The sequence below is a fragment of the Moraxella nasicaprae genome (assembly GCF_025643275.1).
GTDB lineage: Bacteria > Pseudomonadota > Gammaproteobacteria > Pseudomonadales > Moraxellaceae > Moraxella > Moraxella nasicaprae.
In genome coordinates, this window is the sequence record NZ_CP089977.1 from 1,120,062 (window position 1) to 1,139,658 (window position 19,597).

The 19,597-nt window shown below is 45.7% G+C and carries 18 protein-coding genes; 4 read left to right on the top strand and 14 right to left on the bottom strand.

Annotated features, from left to right (window positions below; translation table 11 throughout):
• Window positions 1-33: 33 nt before the first annotated feature.
• A complete protein-coding gene (locus tag LU297_RS05275) occupies window positions 34-1,041 on the bottom strand; it encodes a CobW family GTP-binding protein (protein ID WP_263075516.1) in 1,008 nt (335 codons plus the stop codon).
• A 54-nt stretch (window positions 1,042-1,095) separates the two neighbouring features.
• Window positions 1,096-1,827, bottom strand: a complete 732-nt coding sequence (ompR, locus tag LU297_RS05280) for an osmolarity response regulator transcription factor OmpR (protein WP_263075517.1) — start codon at window positions 1,825-1,827, stop codon at window positions 1,096-1,098.
• A 204-nt stretch (window positions 1,828-2,031) separates the two neighbouring features.
• Between ompR and LU297_RS05285 the strand changes: the two genes are divergently transcribed.
• Together LU297_RS05285 and LU297_RS05290 are read left to right on the top strand one after the other, a co-directional pair.
• Window positions 2,032-4,365, top strand: coding sequence for a helix-hairpin-helix domain-containing protein (locus tag LU297_RS05285; protein WP_432806283.1), 2,334 nt, complete (start codon window positions 2,032-2,034; stop codon window positions 4,363-4,365).
• A 251-nt stretch (window positions 4,366-4,616) separates the two neighbouring features.
• Window positions 4,617-5,417 carry a transferrin-binding protein-like solute binding protein gene (locus LU297_RS05290; protein WP_263075519.1) on the top strand — a complete coding sequence of 267 codons (801 nt, stop codon included), beginning with the start codon at window positions 4,617-4,619 and terminating at the stop codon, window positions 5,415-5,417.
• Window positions 5,418-5,653: 236 nt separating this feature from the next.
• Here the strand turns inward: LU297_RS05290 and glmS are convergent, their stop codons facing one another.
• From glmS to LU297_RS05325, 6 genes are all read right to left on the bottom strand, one after another.
• Window positions 5,654-7,492 carry a glutamine--fructose-6-phosphate transaminase (isomerizing) gene (gene glmS / locus LU297_RS05295; RefSeq protein ID WP_263075521.1) on the bottom strand — a complete coding sequence of 613 codons (1,839 nt, stop codon included), beginning with the start codon at window positions 7,490-7,492 and terminating at the stop codon, window positions 5,654-5,656.
• Window positions 7,493-7,826: 334 nt separating this feature from the next.
• Window positions 7,827-8,675 carry an ABC transporter ATP-binding protein gene (locus tag LU297_RS05300; RefSeq protein ID WP_263075522.1) on the bottom strand — a complete coding sequence of 283 codons (849 nt, stop codon included), beginning with the start codon at window positions 8,673-8,675 and terminating at the stop codon, window positions 7,827-7,829.
• Between the two features lie 9 nt (window positions 8,676-8,684).
• Window positions 8,685-9,563: an ABC transporter permease gene (locus LU297_RS05305; protein WP_263075523.1), complete on the bottom strand. Its 879-nt coding sequence runs from the start codon at window positions 9,561-9,563 to the stop codon at window positions 8,685-8,687.
• A gap of 9 nt (window positions 9,564-9,572) precedes the next feature.
• The gene (locus tag LU297_RS05310; RefSeq protein ID WP_263075524.1) at window positions 9,573-10,940 is read right to left on the bottom strand and encodes a CmpA/NrtA family ABC transporter substrate-binding protein; all 1,368 of its coding nucleotides are present in this window, start codon (window positions 10,938-10,940) and stop codon (window positions 9,573-9,575) included.
• A 153-nt stretch (window positions 10,941-11,093) separates the two neighbouring features.
• Window positions 11,094-12,446, bottom strand: a complete 1,353-nt coding sequence (locus LU297_RS05315) for an FAD-dependent oxidoreductase (protein ID WP_285894525.1) — start codon at window positions 12,444-12,446, stop codon at window positions 11,094-11,096.
• 23 nt (window positions 12,447-12,469) lie between these two features.
• Complete coding sequence (locus LU297_RS05325; protein WP_263075525.1) at window positions 12,470-13,576, bottom strand: acyl-CoA dehydrogenase family protein; 1,107 nt, start codon at window positions 13,574-13,576, stop codon at window positions 12,470-12,472.
• A 239-nt stretch (window positions 13,577-13,815) separates the two neighbouring features.
• Between LU297_RS05325 and hslO the strand changes: the two genes are divergently transcribed.
• Window positions 13,816-14,712, top strand: coding sequence for an Hsp33 family molecular chaperone HslO (gene hslO, locus LU297_RS05330; protein ID WP_263075526.1), 897 nt, complete (start codon window positions 13,816-13,818; stop codon window positions 14,710-14,712).
• On the opposite strand, the gene LU297_RS05335 is transcribed toward hslO, so the two are convergent.
• On the bottom strand, window positions 14,709-14,846 hold the full coding sequence (locus LU297_RS05335) for a hypothetical protein (protein ID WP_263075527.1): 138 nt from the start codon (window positions 14,844-14,846) through the stop codon (window positions 14,709-14,711). The two genes, hslO and LU297_RS05335, sit on opposite strands and share 4 nt — an antisense overlap.
• 206 nt (window positions 14,847-15,052) lie before the next feature.
• Between LU297_RS05335 and LU297_RS05340 the strand changes: the two genes are divergently transcribed.
• Window positions 15,053-15,391: a hypothetical protein gene (locus LU297_RS05340; RefSeq protein WP_263075528.1), complete on the top strand. Its 339-nt coding sequence runs from the start codon at window positions 15,053-15,055 to the stop codon at window positions 15,389-15,391.
• 37 nt (window positions 15,392-15,428) lie between these two features.
• On the opposite strand, the gene LU297_RS05345 is transcribed toward LU297_RS05340, so the two are convergent.
• The 5 genes from LU297_RS05345 to LU297_RS05365 form a co-directional block, all read right to left on the bottom strand.
• Window positions 15,429-16,139 (bottom strand): ABC transporter permease, encoded by a 711-nt coding sequence (locus LU297_RS05345; RefSeq protein ID WP_263075529.1) that lies wholly within the window; start codon window positions 16,137-16,139, stop codon window positions 15,429-15,431.
• Window positions 16,136-16,855, bottom strand: coding sequence for an ABC transporter permease (locus LU297_RS05350; RefSeq protein WP_263075530.1), 720 nt, complete (start codon window positions 16,853-16,855; stop codon window positions 16,136-16,138). The genes LU297_RS05345 and LU297_RS05350 overlap by 4 nt, the downstream gene beginning before the upstream one ends.
• Before the next feature lie 255 nt (window positions 16,856-17,110).
• Entirely contained in the window at window positions 17,111-17,884 is a 774-nt protein-coding gene (locus LU297_RS05355) for a transporter substrate-binding domain-containing protein (protein WP_263075531.1), read from the bottom strand.
• Window positions 17,885-17,909: 25 nt separating this feature from the next.
• Window positions 17,910-18,698: a transporter substrate-binding domain-containing protein gene (locus LU297_RS05360; RefSeq protein WP_263075532.1), complete on the bottom strand. Its 789-nt coding sequence runs from the start codon at window positions 18,696-18,698 to the stop codon at window positions 17,910-17,912.
• Window positions 18,699-18,816: 118 nt separating this feature from the next.
• Entirely contained in the window at window positions 18,817-19,587 is a 771-nt protein-coding gene (locus LU297_RS05365; RefSeq protein WP_263075533.1) for a transporter substrate-binding domain-containing protein, read from the bottom strand.
• Between the last annotated feature and the right edge of the window lie 10 nt (window positions 19,588-19,597).

A 19,597-nucleotide genomic window follows, 5' to 3' on the forward strand; every position in this document is an offset into this window, starting at 1 on the left:
GTCAAATCAAGCATGCCCAAAAGCCCCCATCAATCAGGGGGCTTTTGTTTGGCATAATGCCATCAGTTCATCGTCCCATTGCTGCCAAATGACGTCGTTTTGATGTGTTGATAAAATCAATTCTAGTTTGCTGGCATCTTGGGGGCTGGCATCGCTGATGTTGATGCTTTCTGGGGTGATGTTCAAAGAAACCCAGCCGTCATCGGTGTGAATGACCGCCTTGATGCGTAAATAGTCTGGTAGATTGAGCAGCCATTTTTGTAGCGGATAGCTGATAAATTGCCAATCAGCAGGCAACAGCCACCCACCCACTTGATATTCGCCCAAAATATCGTGATAGCGATAGGGAGGCGTGACATCATCTGCTGTATCGATGGGATTGGAGACTGGATTGAGCGGTGCCAGGCTGACCTTATGCACAGTATGATGAGTCTGTCGTGGCATGCTGAGCATCTTGGTATAATCTTGATGGGAAAGTTGTTTTTGGTCAAAGAGCATCGCTTTTGGGTTGATGTTTGCTACCCATTGATATAATAGCGATGTATCATCTGTCGTGCCGTGATAGACGATGATGTCAGCATGTTTGATGTGGGCAATGTAACCTTCGTGCGTGCGGTACTTTTCTTGTTGCCATTGGGCAAGATTTAGTACGCAAATGATGGCATTGATGCTAAGGCTATTTTGCCAATGCGACTGACTTAGCTGACTGCTTAGCTCATCAGGGTGTGATAATCCTGTTGGCTCAATGATGAGCTGGCTGGGTCTGTGGTCGGATAATAAACGCACCAAAGCAACCTGCAAGGGGAGCTGGCTGGTGCAACAGATACAACCACCGCTGACTTCCTTGATGGCAAGGTTATTGCCATCAATCAGACTGCCATCAATGCCGATTTTGCCAAATTCATTGATGAGTAATGCCCAAGTGTCATCAGGATTTTTTTGGGCGATGAGTTGATTGATGAAAGTGGTTTTGCCTGCTCCCAAAAATCCAATCACCAAAGTGGTGGGCGTGGCAATGATGGGCGATGGTGTGTACTGCATAGATAAAAATGGGACAAAAATTTGCCCCATTATAAAGGTTTGGCATACACCAAATCAAGCAGCCCCATCTGGAACAAACACATAGCCCACGCCCCAGACAGTCTGAATGTAGCGAGCTTGTGAAGGATTATCCTCAATCAAGCGACGCAGGCGAGAGACTTGCACATCGATGGAACGCTCCATTGCCCCCCATTCACGACCACGAGCCAGATTCATCAGCTTATCACGAGTCAAAGGCTCTCTTGGGTGTTGGACTAAGGCTTTTAGGACGCTAAATTCGCCTGTGGTCAAAGTGACTACATCGCCATCTCGTTTGAGCGTGCGAGTCGATAAATCCAAAATCCAAGGTCCAAATTGCACCACTTCAATCTGCTGGCTTGGAGCACCAGGCAGTTCACGATTGTGGCGACGCAACACCGCTTTGATGCGAGCCAGTAGTTCTTTTGGGTTGAAAGGTTTGGGCAGATAGTCATCAGCCCCAGCATCAAGACCCGCAATGCGGTCACTGTCTGAACCTTTGGCGGTCAGCATGATGATGGGAATGCTACTGTTTTCAGCACGCAGTCGTTTGCAGATGGCGATACCATCTTCGTCAGGCAACATCAAATCCAGCACAATCAAAGAAAACATCTCTCGTGCGATGAGTTTATCCATTTGTTTACCGTCGTGTGCCACACGCACCACATAGCCATCGTCTTCTAAGAAGCGTTGTAGCAAGGCACGCAGGCGTGCGTCATCGTCCACAACCAAAATACGATGGGTCATTGCATCAATGGTATCGGTCATAAGTGTGTCCTTATTTTTGGTCATTTATCGTCAGATTGATGATGCTAAGTGTACAACATTACACCATAAAATGTAACTGTTTTTGTGTTAATTTACTTAACCGAGTATTGATTGGTCAAAGCCGTCATCGTTTTTTGGCGTTTTGTTGGCAAAGTTGTTATAATAAGTGCATTTTCCTGCCAATTTGGCGTAACATAAGATACCATCATGACCCAAAATGTAGAAACTTTGCCGTCCATTGACCAAGATGCCATCTATGCACAACTTGCCAGCGAGCATCACATCAGACCCGCCCAAGTGTCGGCATTTGCCCAGTTGTTCGATGAGGGGGCAAGTGTGCCGTTCATCGCTCGTTATCGCAAGGAAGTGACAGGCGGTCTGGACGATGAGACATTGCGTCAGCTTGAAAAATCATTGGTGTCCGCACGAGAGCTGGCGACTCGCCGCCTAAAAATCATTGAGCTATTAAAGGCTCAAAACGCCTTGACCGATGAGCTACAAAATCGGGTCAATCAAGCCATGAGTAAATTGGAGCTTGAAGAGATTTATCAGCCGTATCGCCCTCGTCGCCGTTCGGTTGCCGCCAAAGCGACTTTGGCTGGATTGGGCGTGCCTGCCAAACAGATTTTGTCAGGGGTAGCACCAAGCGTGGCGTTGGCGGATTTTGTTGCACCTCAGACTTTGACCGATGAGTCGGGCGAAACCTTTGAGGCAGATTTTGGCGACTTTGATAAGCAGTTGGCTGGCGTACAGGCGATTATCCTAGATGAATGGGCAACGGCACTGGACTTGCTTGATGTGGTGCGTACAGGCTTTAATAAGACTGCCAGCATTCGTTCAGAGCTGATTGGCGAAGAAAAGCGAGAAGTTGGCGAGAAGTTCAAAGATTATTTTGAGCATAGTGAGCCATTTGCCAAATTATCCAATCATCGTCTGCTTGCCATGCTCAGAGGTCGCCAGCAAAATGTACTGGTGCTGCATGTCGATGGCGAAGATGAGCCATTTATTGAGCAGATTGTGCGTCATTTTGGCGTGGATAGTCGTGCTGATAATGGGGCATTTTTGGCAGACTGTGCCAAAAAACTTTGGACAACCAAATGGCGTACACAGATTGAACATCGTCTTTTGACCGAAAGACGCATCACGGCAGAGACGGACGCCATTGCTGTGTTTGCGGAAAATCTAAAACATTTATTGATGGTTGCACCAGCGGGGCGTAAGGTCATTTTGGGTGTCGACCCTGGCTACAAAAATGGCGTCAAAATGGCCATCATTGACAGCACAGGCGATGTACTGGCAACCCAAACCGTTTATCCTTTTGCCAGCAGCCAAGAGAATGCCGAAAAAGCCAAGCTCATCATCGCCAAGATGATTCAGGATTATCAGGTTGAGCTGGTTGCCATCGGTAATGGTACTGCCAGCCGAGAAAGTGAAATTTTTATCAAGGACATCATCAAGCAGCATCAACTATCCGCCACAGCACTGGTTATCAGTGAGGCAGGAGCGTCGGTGTATTCTGCCAGCGAGCTTGCCTCTGCCGAGCTTGGCGAACTTGATGTGTCGCTGCGTGGTGCGGTTTCTATTGCCAGACGATTGCAAGACCCATTGTCTGAGCTGGTCAAGGTTGAGCCAAAAGCCATTGGCGTGGGTCAATATCAGCACGATGTGAATCAGGCAGAGCTTGAAGCAAGTCTTGATAAAGTGACCGAAGATTGCGTCAATGCGGTGGGTGTCGATGTCAATACCGCCAGCCCTGCGATTTTGGCTCATATTTCTGGCTTGAACAAAAATGTCGCCCAACAAATCGTGGAATATCGCCGTGCTAATGGTGCATTCAAAAACCGTGAAGAGCTGAAAAAAGTACCAAGACTTGGCGTGAAGACCTTTGAGCAATCGGCAGGTTTTTTGCGTATCAAAGATGGTAATGAACCGCTTGATGCCACTGGTGTACACCCTGAAAGCTATGGCTTGGTTTATGAGATTTTGACCAAGCATGACAAGACCTTGGGCGAAGTTTTGGGCAATGAAACGCTTGCTAAGTCACTTAACGATAGCAACAATGATTTTAGCCAATTATCGGTCGTGTTGTCTGAGCTTGCCAAGCCAGCACACGACCCACGAGGCGAGTTTAAGACAGCAACTTTCCGTGACGATGTCAATGACATCAAGGATTTGCAGATTGGCATGGTGCTAGAAGGTGTGGTGACGAATGTAACCGCCTTTGGCTGTTTTGTGGACATTGGGGTGCATCAAGATGGCTTGGTGCATATTTCAGAGTTGTCCGATGATTTTGTGGACAATCCTGCCAGCGTGGTCAAACCACAGGATATTGTCAAGGTGCGAGTGATTGTCGTTGATGAGGCTCGCCGCCGCATTGGGCTTAGTATGAAATCGGATAAACCAAAGGCAAATCCAGAAAAAACCGACCGCAAAGCCAAGCCAAAAGCCAAACCAAGCCATAAGCCAAAAACAGAGCAACCAAAGGCGATGGGTAGTTTTGGTGCGTTATTGCATACGGCATTAAATCAATCGTCCTAAAACAAGGCTGGCAAGTAGGAGGTTGTGCCTATTTGCCAGCCAATATCTTAGTGCATCATTTTTTATTTGTGTCTTGTTGATTGCTATTTGGTAAATTTTTGTAACTTTTACAAAAGAATTTTCCCTGTTTAGTTATTTTTTCTGTATTATGGTTTGAAGGTGGATTATATAGTCTGAAAGTCATGTTCTTAGCATGACCAAAAAGTATCGCCTATATTTGGTATTTAGCTTTTTTGACAAAAGGATTTTTTATGAAACGCACTTTACTTGTTTTGGGTCTGACCACTGCTGCAATGAGCCTAACTGCCTGTGGCGGTGGCGGTCATCATTCCGTAGATAATGCGGCCACGCCTGTTGTGAATAATTCAGCCAACAACACCAACACGAACAATACCAATGCCAACAATGGTGCTAGCAATACTGCCAGTAATACTACCAACACCGCCAAAACGGGCATTCAAGGTAATATCATCGCCATCAAAAATCATAAAGCAGGCAATAATACTGCCATCAGTGCCACCAAAAACATTGAGAGCATTGTGATTAACGGTCAGGCTATTGATTTTATCCCAGCAGGATTTTCGGTGGGTAGCATCGATTTGCGTGCCAACAACATGGTGCGTGTTGGTTCGGGTAATAACGGCAGAAACTTAATTCACTCTTATTACGGCTATCTAAAAGAAGGTACTAATGGCACGCCTCATCTGTTCTCACAAGGTAATGTGACCACCACAATGCCTCAATCAGGCAAAGCAAATTACACAGGTAATGCAGTCAATGTCAGCACCAGTGCCGATGGCAAAAGCCACGCCATCAGCACTTCGACCGCCAATTTTAGTGTCGATTTTGGTGCCAAAACCTTAACAGGTCAAATCAACAGTGCCAACAAAGTTGAACTGGCTGGCACGATTAAGAACAATGGTTTTTCTGGCACCAAAAATGGCATTACGACCAATGGTTATTTTTATGGCAATAACGCTGCCGAGCTTGGCGGTACTTATAAAAATGCTAACGGCACCATCAGTGGTGCGTATGGAGCAAAAAAACAATAATGTTTTTCTTGATAAAAGCCTGTTGTCATCAACGGGCTTTTTATTGCTTATCTTGATGGCAAAGATGGTCAATCAAGAAAAAATCCGCCCAAATTGAGCGGATTTTTTTGCAAAACTTTTAATCAAAGAAAACCGTTTGTGGCAAGCTAAGTTAAACCATGTCAAACCATGACGGTTTTCCGCCGCCCAAAGGCAAACTTGGGGCGAACGAAAAACTGGTTTTGCGAGTAATTTAATTATTCTACCGTAACCGATTTGGCAAGATTTCGTGGTTTGTCCACATCGGTGCCACGCACCAACGCCACATGGTAAGATAGTAGCTGAACACCAATGGTATGTACGATTGGCGATAAGATACCCACATGACGAGGTGTGCGAATCACATGAATACCATCAGCAGCATGAAAATCGCTGTCCAAGTCTGATAGTACGAACAATTCTCCACCACGAGCCGAGACTTCTTGCATATTGGCTTTGACCTTGTCTAGCAGACCGTCATTAGGCGAGATGACCACGATGGGCATATTTTCATCGACCAACGCCAAAGGACCGTGTTTTAGTTCGCCAGCAGGATAAGCCTCTGCATGAATGTAGGTCAGTTCTTTGAGTTTTAAAGCACCTTCTAAGGCAATCGGATAATGAATGCCACGACCCAAGAACAGCGTGCTTGGTTTGCCAGCAAATTTTTGTGCCCAAGCAGACAGTTGTGGTTCTAGGTTGAGAGCGTGTTGGATATGACCAGGCAGTTGACGTAAATCATCTTTGTAGCTTTCTGCTTTGGCATCATCAACATGACCACGCACCAGACCCAAAGTCACCGCCAAGCCGAACAAGATGACCAGCTGGGTGGTGAATGCTTTGGTTGAGGCGACACCAATCTCTGCTCCTGCACGAGTGTAGATGGCAAGCGTGCTGTTGCGAGGTAGGGCAGATTCCATCACATTACAGATGGATAAGCTGTATTGATGACCTTGTGCGATGGCGTATTTTAGGGCTTCCATCGTGTCTAGGGTTTCGCCTGATTGGCTGATGGTAATGATAAGCTCGTTAGGGTCTGCGATGACATCACGATAGCGATATTCGCTGGCAATCTCGACATCACAGCGGATTTTGGCGATGGATTCTAACCAGTATTTGCCTGTCAAGGCAGCATAGTAGGAAGTGCCACAGGCTAGGATTTTGATGCTATTGATGGTGCTAAAAATATCACTTGCTTGGCTGCCAAAATTCTCTGGCACAAAACCACCGTCCAAGAAAATCTCTGCTGTGTCTGAGACGGCTCGTGGTTGTTCGTAGATTTCTTTTTGCATGAAGTGGCTATAAGGACCTAGTTCAAGTGATGCCAAAGACAGCTCAGAAGTTTTGACCAAACGATTGGCTTGATTGCCATCTTTGTCAAGCAGTTGTTCGATGCCGTTGGCACTTAGCAAGGCAACATCGCCATCTTCTAGATAAGAAACTTTGCGAGTAAAAGCGATGACGGCTGAAACATCAGAGGCGATGAACACTTCTTCGTCACCAAATGCAACCAACAAAGGACAGCCCATGCGAGCCACGACCATTTGGTTTGGCTTATCATTGGCAATCACGGCGATGGCGTATGCACCATGAAAACGAGAACAGGCAGTCTGTACCGCACGATACAAATCGCCATTGTTATTAACATATTCGTGATGGACGCTGTGAGCGATGACTTCGGTATCGGTTTGTGATTCAAATTCATAACCCAAAGCTTCTAGACGACGGCGTTCTGCTTCGAAGTTTTCGATGATGCCGTTATGCACCACAGAGATGAGTCCTGCCGAGATGTGTGGGTGGGCGTTTGGCTCGGTAACACCACCGTGTGTCGCCCAGCGAGTATGACCAATGCCAGTCAGACCATAGATTTGCTTGTTTTTGGCAGCTTCTTCCATCAAGGCAACACGCCCGACACGACGCACACGACGAATGCCTTCATCTGTCTGCACAGCGATGCCTGATGAGTCATAGCCACGATATTCTAGGCGTTTTAGACCATCTGTCAAAAAATCAACCACATTGTGATGAGTACGAATTGCACCAACGATACCGCACATAATTTAAGTTCCTTAGTATCCAAACCAATGTCAAAAAAACCAAAGCGGTAAACAATTCCAAATCGTTAAATTGCTTACCATAAAATTCTTAAAAAATGCATCATGGCATTTTTATGAATCAGTATAGCATAAGACAATCGGGCAAATTGTTAATTTTTTATACTCATTGGTTGATGAATGAATGGATTTTTTTGCTCGTTGATTATCCTGCCTAAGGGTTGTTAAATTTTCAACATCGTCTAAGTTTGCCATACATGGGTGTTGTGGTTGAAGTTTGACAAAAAGCTGAATAAAAAACCGTGCTAGGGGTGGCACGGTTTGGCTTGGATAAAGATTAGAGTAAATCCCAGTTATCACGAGCAGGATAGACCACTTTGGGTGTGGTAGGTCTGTCATCTTCTGCTTGTAGTTTTTTACTGCGATGCACCAAAAAGTCCAGCAAATGATTGCGAATGCGATAATAATCTTGGCTGTGGTGCAGCTCTTCTCGGCTTCTGGGGTGTTCGATGGTGTTCACCACGATTTCAGCCAGCACCGCTCTTGGACCATTGCTCATCAAAAAAATACGGTCAGCCAGCAAAATGGCTTCATCAATGTCGTGGGTAATCATAAAGACGGTTTGTTGGGTTTTTTCGACGATATTGACCAGCTCATCTTGAATGATGCCACGAGTCAATGCGTCCAATGCCCCAAACGGCTCGTCCATCAGCAGCATCTTAGGTTCGGTGGCAAAAGCACGAGCGATACCAACACGCTGTTTCATGCCGCCAGAAAGCTGTGAAGGCATCTTGTCCATCGCAGATTCTAGTCCGACCAAAGACAGATAATGGCGGATTTTTTCGTTTTTTTCTGCTGTGGGCAATTTGCCAAATCTGGCATCGATGGCAAAGCCAATATTGTCTTTGACCGACAGCCAAGGCAGTAGGGCGTGACTTTGAAATACCACACCTCTATCAAGACTGGGACCTGTGATGGGTGTATTGTCCATCAACATTTGTCCTTGTGTGGGTGTGTCAAGTCCTGCCAGACAGTTTAAGATGGTCGATTTGCCACAGCCAGAATGACCGATGAGGCAAATAAATTCGTTCTTTTTGATGTCAAAATTGATGTTTTCAAAAACATTTTGACCGCCATGTTGAAAACTTTTGGCAAGATTTTGTACGCTAATTAGAGTTTCTGTCATCGTGTATTCTCATTCAGTATAGCTGACTTTCTTTTGTAATTTGGCAAAAATTAAGTCCAAAATCATGCCAACCACGCCAATCATCAGTACGGCAAAAATCACATTGCCCAAAGATAGATTATTCCATTGATTCCACACAAAATAGCCAATACCTGTACCGCCAACAAGCATTTCAGCAGCCACAATCACCAGCCATGCAATGCCCATTGAGATACGCATGCCTGTAACGATGGTTGGTGCGGCGGCTGGCAGGACGATTTTGGTGGCTTTGGTCAGAGGTGGTACTTCTAGTGTTTTGGCGACATTGAGCCATTCACGGCGAACCGAAGATACGCCAAATGCTGTGTTGGTCAGCATGGGCCAAATCGAGCAAATAAAAATCACAAAGACCGCTGATAGGTTGGCATCTTTGATGGTGTACAACGCAATCGGCATCCACGCAAGTGGCGAGATGGGTTTGAGTAGTTGTACAAACGGAGAAATGGCTTTATTGGCAATCGGCGATATACCTAATAAGTAACCTAAGGGAATGGCAACCAGCATCGCCAATAAAAAGCCCGCCAACACTCGACTGATGGAATAGGCAAGCTGAATGCCGATGCCCTTATCATTGAGTCCTTTGTCATAAAATGGATCGGATAGATGGGCAAAGCTGGTTTTGGCAAAACTCAGCGGACTTGGAAAGTCGCTTTCTTGGCTGCTTAAAATCGCCCCAGCAGGCGTACCTTCGGGGATATTGCCCATCAGCACTTCGTATTCTAAGGCAATGGCATCGGTTGGTGCAGTGATTTTGGTTGGTTGTGTTGCCATGTGCCAGACGCCAATCACGCCAACGACAATCAATAGACTTAGCAGGTAAGCCTTCATTTGTCCAGAAAGTTTGTTCATCATCATCTCTTAGCGTTTGATTTTAAAGCTGTTTAGGTAGTCGTCAGGGCGACTGGGGTCAAATCGCTTACCCATCACGGTGATGGATTTTTCGTTGGCAAAAGTATAGCCCATATTCGCCATTTGTTTTTTGGCATCGGTAAGCATGAATACTTGATTGGCAAGCGTTTGATAATTCACATTGCCTTTGAGGTAGCCCCAGCGTTTCATTTGAGTCATCATCCAAATCGCCAAAGAATGCCACGGCATCGCATCAAAACCTGTACGGTCTGGCACATCTTGTACCTTACCAATGCCATCAGCAAATCTACCCGTCAGACTTTGGCGAATCACCAGTTCTGGCTGGTTTAGGTAGTTGGCAGGTGATAGAATCTTTGAAAACTGTTTTTTCATTTCAGGATTATTTGCCATCACATTGGCTTTGAGAATGGCACGATACATTGCCAAAAAGCTGTTCGGATTTTGGCGAATAAACGCAGCAGAAGTCCCAAATGAACAACAAGGGTGTCCATTCCAGATGTCACGACTTAGTGTGTGAATGTAGCCTGCTTTATCCCAAACGGCTCGTTGATTGAATGGTTCAGGGCCAAAAAATCCATCAATATTGCCTGCTCGTAAGTTGGCAATCATGTCAGGCGGCGTGGTTAGGCGAAGTTTGACATCTTTATCAGGGTCAAGTCCATGCTCTGCCAAAAAATAACGCAACAAATAGTTGTGCATCGAATGCTCAAAGGGAATGGCAAAAGTCATGCCACGCCAGTTGGCAGGGTTGCGATTGTCTTTGTGTTTTAATGCCATCACCAATGCTTGTCCGTTGATGTTTTGGATACAGGCAACTTGGGTATCTTGTTTGGCAGAACCTAGACCCAAAGTCATCGCCAAAGGCATGGGTGCCAAAAAGTGCGATGCGTCCAGTTGGCGACTCATCACTTGGTCTCTGACCAATGCCCAGCCTGCTCGCTTGACCAATTTGGCATTGATGCCTTGTTCGGCATAGTAGCCCAGTGGGTCTGCCATGATGAGTGGGGTGGAGCAGATGATGGGAATAAAACCAATGGTTAAGTCTTTTTTCTCAGGGGCAAGTTTGTCCATCGCTGCCGCTTCTTGTAGCAAGCCAAGCGGTAAGATACTCCCAATCGCTGCCATGGCAGTGCTTTTGCCAACGCTTGCCAAAAAAGCTCTTCGAGTTGGCTCGTGTGGAAATAATGCCTTGATGGCGGCAGCTTCGACAAAATCGGTCGAGGCTTGCTCGATTTGGCTGGCATCGCCAAAGCGTGTGTCTGGTGTTGCCATATCGCAAGCCTGTTGGCTATGATGGCGACCACAGCGACAGCCTAAACTGCTGTCTGTATCAAAGGGGCGAAAAATGTTAGTCATATCAATTTCTTATCAAAAATCAGGGTGAATCTATCCTAAAAAATCCAAAAAAGCCAATCTGCAACGAACTTGGTGCGTCATACAGATTGGCTGGCAAGGTCATCGCTCAGATGTGGACTGATGAAGTCGAATCACGATGTATTGCTGGCAATATTAACCGATGGGTTTTTTGAGCAGGGCTTTGGCAAGCAACTGCCCATCTTGATGTAATTCTAGCGACAGCTCATGCTCTGTTTGTGTGATGATTTGCCAGTCGCCATCAGCAGTTGGATACCCATTAGCAGTCACCGAAATGGATTTGTTTTTTAGGCGAATCATCGGTGGTTTATGCTCATAATTGCCCACGCCTTGCAAAATATGGTTGGCGATGGCAGTTGCTTGCGGACGATGAGGGGCAACATAACGACATGGCATGCCATCAATGCTGATACAGTCGCCTAAGGCATAGATGTGCGGCACATTGGTTTGTAGGGTGGTGGTATCAACCTTGATGCCTGTGCGTTTATCAAAATCTAGTCCTGCACGAACAGGCAATCTGTCATCGACCATCAGTCCTGTGCTGACCACAATCTCATCAAATTGATGTTGAGTGGTTTGGTTGCTGGTGCAATCAAGCAGTTCAAGCACATAGCCAGCATCATTTTTTTGGACACTTTGCACCATGCTTTGCCCCAAAAATACGACACCCAAGCCAGTAATAGCATCAAGAATTTGCTCAGTGGCAATTTTGGGCAATAGGGCATTTAGCGGTCTTGGGTGAACATCGATGAGACTGACCTGATGTCCTGCCATCGTCAAATCTTCGGCAAGCTCTGTACCAATCATGCCAGCACCAATGATGGCAATGTGTTTTTTGTTGCCAGACAGCCGAGCTTGCAAGCCAGCAAATTTATCCAAATGATTGACATGCCAAGCCATGCTTGGGTCAATGGTTGGTGGATAGGCGGGTTTTGCACCGATTGCCAGCACCAAATCATCATAAGCAATGTTGCCCAAGGTGGTGTGCAGTCGTTTGGCATCGGTGTCGATGTTGGTGACAAAAGTATTGGCAAGCAAGCGTACATTGGCGGTGATGGCAGCTTCTGCTCCACGACTACGCACCAAATCGCTTGGCGTTTTGTGCTGACTGATGGCAACAGACAGCATGGGTTTGTGATAGCGGTCAGCATCATCAGCACTGATGAGTGTGACGGGAATGTCTTTATCCACAGCACGAATGGCATCAACCATCGCCCAGCCAGCCAGACCTGCACCAACGATGACTACACCAGCTTGCTGACTGTCAAACTCAACAATCGCTACCGTCTCATCATCGGTCTGCTCATAAGGTTCAAAGTCGGTTTTTCTGACACCGCATAGTGGGCATTGCCAGTCATCTGGAATGTCCTCAAAGCGAGTGCCAGCAGGCAAACCGCCATCAACATCGCCCAACTCTTCATCATAAATAAAGCCACAAGCAATGCAGATGAACTTTCGCCATGCACCACGACCATCGGTTGGCATCATTTTGTCTTATCCTTTAAAAAATCTTAAATAACTTTTGGTTCGCTCATCAGTTGATGCGACAAATAGCGTAGATGTTTAATCGCTGGGGTAACAATGGCGACAAATTGAGCTTCCCTGAGGCGACGCTGTGGGGCTGATGTCATCAGATAGCCTTTGGCACCTTGATGTAGCATGGCTGCTTGGGTCGCTTGCAGGCACAGCATTGCTCCTTGGGCACGAGCATCTAGCACATCAAGAAAGAAGTCCTTGTGCGTCTCAAAAGGTGTTTTGGCAAGTGTTAAGGTGGTCTTGACCAGCTTGTCCAGTTCGTGTTGCAGTGTGCCTGCTTGGTCTTCTAGGTAGGCATTGCTGACCGCTACGCCTTGCTTGATGTCGTCAATCGCCCCTGCGATGATGCCTGCACCGATGCCAAGCTGCATCAAGACGAATGCACCACGAATTTTTTTGATGAATGCTTGGCAAGGATTGGCGATGATGTCCTGTTCACGCACAGGATAGTTGTTCAATTCAATTCGCCAAGTGCTAGAACCCTCCATGCCTGCAAAGGTTGGGCAGGCGTGTAGTTGCCAAGCACCTTGTCTTTCGTCATCAAATTGCAACAAGAAAAACACCTGCTCGCCTGTTTCTTCGATGAGTGCCACCGCACCGCAGTATTGATGTGGGGCAATGTGGCTAATCCAAGGCAAAGTGCCTGACACCACATAGCCATTGCCATCTTTTTTTGCTTTTAAAATCATCGTTTCGATGTTTGCCCAAGTTTTCATTGGGTTGGATAAGGCCGTGCCGCCAAAGCTGTCTGCCCATTGGTGCTTACTTAGAAATTTATCTTTTAGGTATTCGTTGTCTGATTGGTCAATGTACAATCCGCACACTTGATGACACCAAGACAAAAAGCCAGTCGTGCCACAGACCTCGGCGATTTTGGCGGTGGATAAAATCGCTGTTCCAAAATCGCCCCCGTTGGCATTTAGATGTGCCGAAAAAGCCCCAGCCTTACCCAAGGCTGACATTTCTGCCAATGGGTAGTAGCCCCTATCAATTTCCAATACTTTTGGAGCAAGGTGGGTTTTGGCAAGCGTGGCAACATTGTCTAGTAATTGATTGGTATCTTGAAAGTTGATGTTCATCATAATTTAACGATTATTAAGCAAAAATTTCGAAGTATTATAGAAAAAAATCATATGAATAGATAAGTTATTTTGGCATATTTTTAGTTCATTTTAGAATAAGAAATGACCAGCATGGCAAAAACCAAGCATCATTTGCCAAAATTTAGGTCAAATCTGCACAATTGTCGGTGGTTTGCCCTAGAAAATATCCAGCTTATCCCCATAAATGACCCAAATTTATTGATTTTGGAATTAAGTTTATGAGCCAAGTTTATCCAGCCAATTATCGCCAGCGTTTTTTTATTGATGGTTCTGTCGTGCGTGGCGATGTCGTGCGTCTGACCGATGCCTATCAAACCGTCATCGCCCAAAAAGATTATCCTGTCGCCATCAAGGCTTTATTGGGCGAGATGTTGGTATCGGCAAGTTTGCTGATTGGTACGCTAAAAATCGATGGCAGACTATCCATTCAACTACAAACTTCGGACGAAAACGCTCGACTGAGCTGGGCGATGGCAGAATGCGACCACACAGGGGCGGTGCGTGCGTTGGCAGGGTTTGCCCAAGATGATGAGGCTGACGCAGTTTGGCAAACACTCACCACCAGTGACGATGCCTTTGCTCAGATGGGAGCTGGTGTATTATTCATCAGTATTCACCCTGCCAAAGGCGAGGCATATCAGGGTATTGTGGAGCGTGTGAGCACCAATTTGGGCGAATGTTTGGCACATTATCAAAAGCAATCTGCCCAAATCCCAACCATCATCAAACTTGCCAGCGATGACAGCACGGCAGGCGGTATGTTGGTACAGCTATTGCCACAGACGCAGGCAGATAGAGACAATGACCCTGATTTGTGGGACAGATTGAGTGTTTTGACCAGCACCATTAAGGCGGACGAATTGACAGGGCTTGATGCCAACGAAATCTTGTATCGCCTATATCACGAAGAGGAAGTGGTATTGCCAGAGCCTACACCGTTGCAGTTTGCTTGCACTTGCTCGCAGCAAAAAAGTGAAGGAGCAATCATTCAACTTGGGCTTGACGATGCTAAGCAGGCGGTGGCGGCTCATGGTGGCAAGCTGGTGCTTGACTGTGGATTTTGTGGCACAGAATATCAGTTTGACGAAAAAGCAGTTGAAGCATTATTTGCCTAGGCGGTCTTGATGATTTGTTCCATGTGGAACATCAAGCCACGCATCGATTGATGGGTGGCTTTTTTGGCTCTGATGATTTTTATCAGCCAAGCTGATGGCATATCATCAAGTGCTTTAATGATGTATTTTGGCATACATGGCTTTGTTTGGTTGTGATGAGAATTTGCCATCATCAAAGACAGTGATATTTTTTAGATGGCGAAGTTTGACGAGATTGGTCATATCGCATTATTTTTTATTTTAACAAAAAAATCGTTTTTTTTGGATTGGGGGTAAAATGGCTGCATGATGGGGACTTTCCATCATCACACGAATATTGTTCATGTACGAGGAGATTATGATGAAAAAATTCATCTTAGCGGCCGTGTTGTCGGCTGTGGGTTCATCGGCATTTGGCTTTTGTAGTTATAGCACTTACATCAGCCCAGATGATAAATATAACAGCAATGGTCAATACTTAGCAGGTGCGGTTACCAAAAGTGCAGCGGCAGCAATTTTACGCCAAAACAGAGCTTGGGCAGGTTCTAATGAATGTGGTCTGGGTAGTAAGTCAGCTCGTGCCAGCTTTGAGGCAAAGGTACGCAGAGGTAATATCTCGCCAAGCACCATTCGTGCCATCGTGCGAGGCAACCCTTGGGTAACTGTTGAAATTCATGGTAACTCGGTTACTGTTTATTGATAAAAAAATCGCACCACATGGTGCGATTTTTATTAGATTAGGCAGTTGTGGGTGGAACATAGCGTTTGTGCTTATTGATATAGCGTTCAAATTGGCGAAAGCCAAATAAGAATATCCAACTAATCAATAGATAAATGATACCAGCAGCAAAGTAGATTTCTAAGGTCAAATAAGTCACCGAAATGATGTTTTTGGCTTGGTGGGTCAGTTCAACCAAAGTGATGGTTGATGCCAACGCACTGCCTTTGAGCATAAAAATCACTTCGTTACTGTACGCAGGAATCATGATACCAAAAGCACGAGGTAGGGTAATACGACGCATTTTTTGGAATGCTGACATACCGATGGCATCAGCCGCTTCCAATTCGCCTTTTGGCACAGCCTGAATTGCACCACGCACAATCTCAGCGATGTAGGCACTGGTGTTGAGTGTAAAGGCGATGATGGCACACCAATAGGCTTGGCTTAATACGGGCTGCCATAGCCAAGATTCTTGTACACTTTTGAATTGACCTAAGCCTGCATAAATCAAAAAAATCTGTACCAGTAGTGGCGTGCCACGAAAAAAATAGATGTAGGCGGCTGGGAAAATTCGCACCCATGCCACAGATGACAATCGCCATAAGCCAAGCAAAACGCCAAACACCAAGCCCAACGCACATGACAATACAACCAGCTCGATGGTGGTGACGGACGCTTTTAATAGTGCTGGAAAATGTTCAATAATTGCTTGCCAGTTCCAGTTCATGCTTGCCCCCTTGTGTTACGCAGTTTTTTGGCATAGCGAGCTGCTGGATTGGCAAGAATCTCAAAGCGATTCATGAACAGCATGATGACTGTGGTCAGTAGCAGATAGATGAACGCTGCCGCCAGATAAAAAGTGAATGGCTTTTGGGTGGATTGGGCGGCTCGCTGGGCATAGTACATCAAATCGTGCAAACCAACCACCGAGATAAGAGCGGTATCTTTGAGCAGTACCAGCGTCAAGTTACCAAGACCTGGTAGGGCGACCATCCACATCTGTGGCAAAATGATACGAAAAAAAGTCTGAGCAGGACGCATACCGATGCTTTGAGCTGCTTCCCATTGACCTTTTGGAATGTCCTGAATCGCCATACGAAATACTTCGGTGGCATAAGCACCAAACATCACAGATAAAGCCGTGACACCTGCCCAAAATGGACTGATGTCCACTCGTCCGTGATAGCCAAACAGTTTTAAGATGGCGAGCAAAATGATACTGCCACCAAAATAGATGAACAGCACCATGAGAAGTTCTGGAATCCCACGCACCACCGTGGTGTAGATGTTGGCAAGTTTTTCCAAAATCCAAATGCCAGATAGCTTAAATAACGCACCAATCAAGCCAAACAACAAGCCCAACACCAAGCTGGCAAATCCAAGCTTGATGGTGGTGATGGTGCCTTGCACAAGAATTGGGCCGTAGCCTTGCAAATCAAACACAATAATACCTTTAATGCCCAATAATATGGTTGGTGTTGGCTAATCAAGATGCTACTTTGGCTGAGTTGATTAAACAATACCAAATGATTTTGTTTATAATTATTAAAAAACTTTCTAAAACGGTCAATCTGCCAAGAAAACTTAGGACTATCTTAGACAGTTTGTTGTCAAAAATATACCGCCAGTGGACAACATAAAGCACATTGTAGCAAATCTTGCCACCAAAATAAAACTTTTTGATGGCAAGAGATGTGATTATTGTGCATCTTTTGGTAGGGCTTCTTTGCCAAAATGTTTGATGACAATTTGTTCATAAGTGCCATCTGCTTTAATGGCAGCCAATGCTTCATCAAATTTGTGCAAAAGCTCGGTATTGCCCTTGTCCACAGCGACAGAGATTTTGTCATCAATGTCAATCTCATCGCCAACGACGGCAAAATCTTTGCCAATGTCGCTTTTTAGCCAGCTAAGAGCAGGTAATTTGTCAGAAATCATCGCATCAGCACGCCCATTACCAAGGTCAATGAATGCATTATCCAAAGTATCGTACAGTTGTGGTTTGCTGTTTGGATAGGTTTGGGTAAGCCATTGACTTGAAATGGTTGAGCGTTGGGCAGCGATTTTGGCAGATTCGATGTCTTTGATTGATTTTGGGTCAAATGACGCACCATTTTTCTTCAAAAACACCAGCGAATTGACAAAATACGGCTGACTAAAATCCACTTGTTTGCTTCGTTCCTCGGTCACTGACATGGCTGAGACGATGGCATCAAATTTGCCTGTTTTTAGGGCAGGAATGATGCCGTCCCAGTCTTGTGCTGAGATTTCACAAGTGGTCTGCATTTTTTGGCACAAGGCATTGGCGATGTCGATGTCAAAACCACCCAAACTGCCATCGGCATTGGTGTAGTTAAATGGTGCATAAGCTCCTTCGGTGGCGATACGCAAAGTTTGGGTTTGCTCGCCTTTGTCAGAGCCACAGCCCGCCAATGCAAGAGTGGCAATGATGCCAAACACCAATTTTTTCATTTATTTCACTCCTTGAAATGATGATTTATTCAACCAAAGCAGGGTCAAAGTATTTGCCAGCGATTTCTTTGTATTTACCATTGGCTTTTAGGCTGGCAATGGCTGCGTTGAAGTTGTTGGCAAGTTCGGTGTCTGATTGACGCATGGCAATGGCAACATTGTCATTGATGTCAATCGATTCGCCTTTAACCTCAAAGCCTTTGCCTTGTTCGGTGTTATTGAGCCAATCGGTTGCAGGGGCAATGTCAGACAGTAGATAATCAACACGACCCGCCGCCAAGTCTAGATAAGCATTGACCTGCTTGTCATAGATTTTGAGGTTGGCTTTTGGGTGGTTTTTTTCTAAGTATTGAGACGATACGGTGGCTTGTTGAGCAGCAACATTTTTGCCATCAATATCGGCAATCGTGCCAGTATCGCCTTTTTTGCCAACCAAGACCAGCTTGTTGTTAAAATACGGTTCGCTAAAATTTACAGTCTTGCGGCGTTCTTCGGTGGCAGACATACTGGCAAAAATGGCGTCATATTTATCTGCAATCAAACCAGGAATCAGTGAGTCCCAGTCGTAGGAAGTGATGGTGCATTCTGCTTTCATCTCTTCACACAGGGCGTGGATAAGGTCAATCTCAAAGCCCTGATGTTTGCCTTCTGCGTCCAAATAGCTAAAAGGCTTGTAGTTAGATTCAGTGGCGATGCGTAGCTGAACTTTACCACCATCGGTGGCTGGCTGGCTTTCTTGTGGCTTGTCGTTACCACAAGCAACCAAAGTCAGGCTCAGTGTCGCTGCTGCTGTTCCTAGAACATACTTTTTCATCATAACACTCCTTTTTTGTGGTGAATTGGTACCGCTTAACTGTGTTTGGCAATCAATCGCCAAACTTTGGCTGATGTTTTGCTTGATGATTCAAACAAAACATCAGCTGATACTGACATTATTTGGTTGCACCAAAATATTTGTCAGAGATTTGTGCATATTTGCCATTGGCTTTTAGGCTGGCAAGTGCTGCATCAAATTGTGCCTTAAATGGACTGTCTTTGACAACGGCGATACCAACTTTGTCGCCAATGTCAATCGGTTCGCCTTTAACCTCAAAATCCTTACCTTGCTCAGTGGTGAGCCAGTCAGAGATTGGCACGATGTCTGATAGCATAAACTGGACACGACCAGCCGTCAAGTCTAAATATGCATTATCTTGCTTATCATAGACCTTGATGAGGGCTTTTGGGTGATTTTTTTGTAGATAATCTGCCGAGACGGTCGCTTGTTGGGTGGCGACTGCCTTGCCATCAATGTCAGCGATGGTTGAAGTATCGCCTTTTTTGCCAACCAAGACCAGCGTGTTGTCAAAATAAGGTTCGCTAAAATCCACCACTTTTAGGCGTTCTTCGGTGATGGACATGCCTGCCATCACGGCATCAAATTTATCAGCATTAAGACCTGGAATCAGACCGTCCCAATCTTGGCTGGAAATTTCGCATTTGGTTTTCATTTCTTCGCACAAGGCATTGGCAAGGTCAATCTCAAACCCCGCCAAATTACCTTGATTATCCAGATAGCTAAATGGCTTAAAACTAGATTCGGTGGCAATACGCACTACTTTTTCTTCTGTGTTGGCGGTAGTATTTTCGGTTTTATCGTTGCCACAGGCGGTTAGGGCGGTGATTGCTAGCACGGTGCTGGCGATTTTTAGGATTTTTGTCATTGTGATTCTC